The sequence below is a fragment of the Wolbachia endosymbiont of Cylisticus convexus genome, from assembly GCF_003344345.1.
The window spans coordinates 1-5,168 of sequence record NZ_QPIP01000135.1 but is presented as its reverse complement, the minus strand read 5'-3'; the positions used below and the strand labels follow the sequence as shown (position 1 = coordinate 5,168).

Here is a 5,168-nt window from a genome sequence, read left to right as displayed (position 1 = left end):
ATTATTTGTGGGAACGCCAGATAATACCAGTAAGTCAAGAATCTCTAAAATAATGTGGAAAAATGTTTACCAATACACGAGTTCTGATAGCAAGTTAGCCGGATCTGGCAATGTAGAAATTCCAGCAGGAAAAACAGTTGCAATATTACTTTACACATCATCTTATTTATATTCCAGAACAAAAGTTAGTGAAGGTGTGCTCTCAGGTAATGTATATACCTATGGTCAATTTATTCAGTGGGGAATTTATAACATACGTAGCAATTTTCTCACCACAGGACTTGAGGTGGACGTAGAGAGAACGCTAAGAGCTTGGCAATGCCCAGGATTAGATGCCACTCATAAAATTTGGAATTGATACTAGAAAACGGAGAAAACCAATGCCAATTTATATTAGATTTGAACATAACAAACAAGTAGAAACAACAACACTTGAAAACAAGCCAACAGGAAATGATTGGTATGAAGCGCCAAAGAATTTCGACTGGCAAAAGAGTTATCAGTTAACAGAAGGAGGAGAAATTGCTCAGCGGAGTCAAGAAGATATTGAATTGGAGTTACTACAAAATGCGAAGTTTTCTGCACTTTCTAATCTTCGTGCTTATTATGATAACTATACTAACCAATACACAGGAGTATCTCATCAAAAGTCTAAATCGTATCAAATACAAGAAAAAGCCGCAAAAAGCATTCTAGCAGCACCAGAATCTATGAATGAAAAGGATAAAGAAATTATAGAACCTTTAGCAAAAGTCCGTGGTATTACGGTTATTGAAATGGCAAGAATCATTGAAGAAAAAGTAAAAAAAGCAGTAAAAGAAATAATTAAATGTGAAGAGTTGGAAGACATTACCAAGAAGAAAATTGCAGAAGCCAAAAGTGAAAATGAGCTACAGACTTTGCTCGATGATTTCAGGAAAAAAATACAAAGAAATGGCTGAAGAATTTTTACATGGCGTAAATGTTATTGAGGTAACCTCAGGGGCAAAAACAGTACGCACAGCTAAATCATCAGTGATAGGTGTAATTGGTACTGCACCTGAAGCAGATGGGCAAAAATTTCCACTGAATAAGCCAGTACTGATAGCAGGAAGTTTAAAGGAAGCAGCAAAGCTTGGAAAGAGTGGCAGTTTACCTTCTGCAGTAAATGGAATATTTTCCCAAATTGGTGCAACAGTAGTAGTTATTCGAGTTAAAGAAAGTGAAAACAGCGATCCAAAGCTCAAAGAAAGTGAAACTATTCAAAGTATAATCGGTGGAGTTGATAAAGAGACTGGAGAATATCAAGGGATAGAGGCATTCCTCAGTAGTGAAAGTATAGTTCATGTTGCTCCAAGAATATTAATTGCACCTCAGTTTACTCATCAGTTACCTGAAATAGATGGAGTAAATCCAGTAGTGAGTGCTTTAATTTCCATAGCAGAAAAATTAAGAGCAATTATTGTTGCAGATGGACCAAATACTAATGATGAAGAAGCAATAAAATGGAGAAAAAGTGTAGGCAGCTCAAGAGTTTACGTAGTTGATCCATGGGTGAAGGTACTTTATTGAAGGAGAAGAAGAAATTTTACCGTCTAGCCCATTTGTAGCAGGTTTAATAGCGAAAGTAGATAGCGAACAAGGATTTTGGCATTCACCTTCAAATAAAGAGATAAATGGTATTGTTGGAACAAGCAGGCCTATTGATTTTACGCTCGGTAATACAAATTGCAGAGCAAACCACTTAAATGAAAATGAAGTAACAACGATAATTCATCAAAACGGCTATAGGCTTTGGGGAAATAGAACATGTTCAAATGACTCAAAATGGGCTTTTTTGTCAGTGAGAAGGACTGCAGATTTAATCAATGATAGTTTACTTCGAGCTCATTTATGGGCAGTTGATCGCAATATCACCAAAACTTATATAGATGATGTGATTGAGGGGGTGAATTCTTATTTGGCCAATTTAAAAGCCCAAGGAGCTATTATCAGTGGAAAATGTTATGCAACACCAGAACTCAATACACCAGCAAACATTGCAAGCGGGAAAGTGTATTTTGACTTCGAGTTTACACCACCATATCCAGCTGAGCAAATAATATTCAGGTCTCATCTTGTCAATATAAGTTAGGAGAAAGCAAAGTGTTACCAAAAATACTGAGAAATTTTAACGTATTTGTTGATGGTAGAGGCTATGCGGGAAAAATAGATGAAATAACGCTACCAAAGCTTACCATAAAAACCGAAGAATACAGAGCTGGTGGTATGGATATTCCAATAAATATTGATATAGGCATGGAAAAATTGGAAGCAGATTTCACTTTTTCTGAATACGACACAGAACTCTTTAGGCTATTTGGGTTGATAAATGGAAACTCTGTATCTCTAACGCTAAGGGGTGGAATGCAAGGGAGTGGTAGCAATGATATTGAAGGAGTAATAATCAATTTAAGAGGCATTTTTAAAGAATTTGATTTTGGTAACTGGAAACCTGCTGAAAAAGCAACGCTGAAGTGTACTGTAGCTGCTCATTACTATAAACTTACCATAGGTGGTAATGAACTGATAGAGATCGATGCTGAAAATATGATAAGAAAGATAAATGGTGTTGATCAAATGGCCTTGCTGCAAACGATTTTAGGCATATGAAAAGATTTCGAAATTTTATTTTAAGGAGGCAATAATGCACACTATAACACTTAATAACCCAATAACAGTTGATGGAATTTCTGTCTCAGAACTTACTGTTAGACGTCCAAAAGTTAGAGACTATCTTGCAATTGAACGCTTAAATGGTAGTGACCTTAGTAAAGAAGTAACTTTGACTGCCAATTTGACATCAGTTGCAAAAGAAGCGATTGAAGAGTTAGATATTGCTGATTATGTGAAAGTGCAAGAGGTATTAAAGGATTTTTTTTCACCGATTATCCAAAAAACTTGAGATTAGAAATACTAGTGCTTGGCTCTATCATAGGTGGTGGAGTTGAGCACATTCTTGATATGGAGATTAGTGAGTTTATTTTATGGAGCAAATTAGCTAGGGAGTTCAAATGTCAGTATTATCGATAAAAATAGGTGCGGTACTTGATGGCAGTTTTAATACTGTAATAAAGGGAAGCAGTAGTCAACTTACCCGTCTTGGTGAGAATATAAGAAAGCTTGATTCATCTTTAAAATCAGTATCAAAGTTTAAGCAGTTGGGTAGTGATGTTTTAACTAGCAGAAGGTCATGGAAAGGTTTTGAGGATCAGGTAAAATCTTTAGCTAAACAAATGAAAGCAATAGAGAAACCAAGCAAAACTTTAAAAGCTGAGTTTGATAAAGCTAAGTTTTCTGCAACAAAAGCAAAAGAAGCATATTTGAAAAAGAGAGATGCTTTGCATTCATTTAATGAAGAAGTAAGGAAAAGTGGAAGAAATATTAAGTCATTAGTAAGTGATCAATATAAACTTGGTTCTTCTATTGAAGTGCTAAAAGGTAAGTATGGTAAGCTTGGGTCTGCAATACGTAGTCACCAAAGTTTTTTAGCAAGCAAAGCACATTTTAAGTCACAAATTATAGAAACTATTGGGCTAGGGCTAACGCTTGCAGCGCCAATTAAAGTTGCTGTTGATTTTGAATCGGCTATGGCTGATGTAAAGAAAGTAGTAAGGTTTGATAGTAAAAAAGATGAAGCTAATAAATTTGCTCAAGAGCTCAAAAAGTTGTCTCGTGAAATACCCTTGTCAGCTGCAGAATTAGCACAAATAGCTGCAAGTGGTGGTCAACTTGGTATTGAAAAAGAGGATCTTCTGGAATTTACAACAATAGTTGCTAAAATGACCACAGCGTTTGATATGTCGGCAGAAGAAGCTGGTAATGCTATTGCAAAAATATCCAATGTATATGGAATTAAAGTTGATGGTATGGAAAATGTAGGTAACATAATAAACCATCTTTCAGATAATACTGCTGCTAAAGCAAAAGAAATGGTTCTTACACTGAATAGAATTGGCGGTAATGCTAAACAATTTGGTTTAGAAATTGATCAAGCAAGTAGCTTAGCAAGTGCGTTCATAAGTTTAGGTAAACAACCTGAAAAAGCAGCAACTGCTATAAATAACTTTCTTAGTAAACTACAGACCGCAAGAGAGCAAAGTCCCGAATTTCACGATGCATTAGATGAGATGGGAACAAGTATAGAAGAGCTAGAACAAACTATTAAAAAAAAATCCTCAAGAGGCAATATTGCAATTCCTTGAAACCTTAAAAAAAATAAATGATCAAGAGCGAGCTGGTATTCTTATGAATCTATTTGGTGCTGGGTTTCAAGATGACATTGCTCTTTTAGTAGGAAGCTTAGACATTTACAAGAAAGCTATTGAACATTTAGCTGATAAAGAAAAATATAACGCTTCAATGCAGGACGAATTTAACAATCGGGCAAATACTACAGCTAATAAATTACAATTACTTAAAAATGCAGTATTTGAAGCTGGTATGAATCTAGGGTCAGTAATGTTGCCTACTTTAAATTATGTAGCTGGAAGTTTGAAAGCAATAACAGAGCGTATAGCTTCTTTTGCAGAAAAATATCCAACTTTAACTACGGCAATCATGAGTACTTTAGCAGCTTTGATAAGTTTGAAAGTCTTAGTAGTGGGATTAGGCTATGGAATTACTTTATTAGGAAGTACAATTTTTGGTCTTAAAGCAACAATACTGACAACATTTTCATCTTTATCAAGTATAGTTTTTCCTGCAGTAATAACAGGGCTAAGAGCAATAACACTCGCTGTAATGACTAACCCAATTGGACTTTTAATAGCGAGTCTTGTTGCTGGTGCAGTTTATGTTCTAACTAACTGGCAAAAAGTGAAAGACTTTTTCTCTAGCTTTTGGAAATCACTCATTGAACCTATAGGAAAAGCTTTTTCATGGATGGGAAATACAGTTAGTAGCATATTTGCTGAGAATAGCCCGATTAGAAAATTTGAAAATAATGGAAATTTTGTTAATAAGCTTTCTAAAAATAGCATTTTCAGTAACGGAAACCCATTGACAAGTAATAGTGCTATTAAACAATTTTCAGAAAATAGTAAAGGCAATTTTGAGAGTTTTAAAGTTAAAGGTGTTATAGAAGAAAAAAGAGCTATAGAACAAGAAGAAGTTAAGAAAGCATTCAAGAAAAGTAGATGTGAAAATAG

The 5,168-nt window shown here is 34.9% G+C and carries 4 protein-coding genes and 3 pseudogenes; all 7 read left to right on the top strand.

Features of this window, described 5'->3' with window-relative positions; genetic code table 11:
• A pseudogene (locus Wcon_RS09130) lies at positions 1 to 358 on the top strand (hypothetical protein); the annotation flags it as partial.
• A 22-nt stretch (positions 359 to 380) separates the two neighbouring features.
• The gene (locus Wcon_RS09125; protein ID WP_114517910.1) at positions 381 to 941 is read left to right on the top strand and encodes a hypothetical protein; all 561 of its coding nucleotides are present in this window, start codon (positions 381 to 383) and stop codon (positions 939 to 941) included.
• A pseudogene (locus tag Wcon_RS09120) lies at positions 934 to 2,113 on the top strand (phage tail sheath subtilisin-like domain-containing protein). The gene Wcon_RS09125 and the pseudogene Wcon_RS09120 overlap by 8 nt, the downstream one beginning before the upstream one ends.
• Positions 2,114 to 2,124: 11 nt before the next feature.
• Positions 2,125 to 2,631, top strand: a complete 507-nt coding sequence (locus Wcon_RS09115; RefSeq protein WP_114517843.1) for a phage major tail tube protein — start codon at positions 2,125 to 2,127, stop codon at positions 2,629 to 2,631.
• 34 nt (positions 2,632 to 2,665) lie between these two features.
• A complete protein-coding gene (locus Wcon_RS09110; RefSeq protein WP_114517844.1) occupies positions 2,666 to 2,923 on the top strand; it encodes a phage tail assembly protein in 258 nt (85 codons plus the stop codon).
• The gene (locus tag Wcon_RS12615) at positions 2,920 to 3,051 is read left to right on the top strand and encodes a hypothetical protein (RefSeq protein ID WP_255565541.1); all 132 of its coding nucleotides are present in this window, start codon (positions 2,920 to 2,922) and stop codon (positions 3,049 to 3,051) included. The genes Wcon_RS09110 and Wcon_RS12615 overlap by 4 nt, the downstream gene beginning before the upstream one ends.
• Positions 3,033 to 5,168 (top strand): annotated as a pseudogene (locus Wcon_RS13120) (phage tail tape measure protein); the annotation flags it as partial. The gene Wcon_RS12615 and the pseudogene Wcon_RS13120, both read left to right, overlap by 19 nt.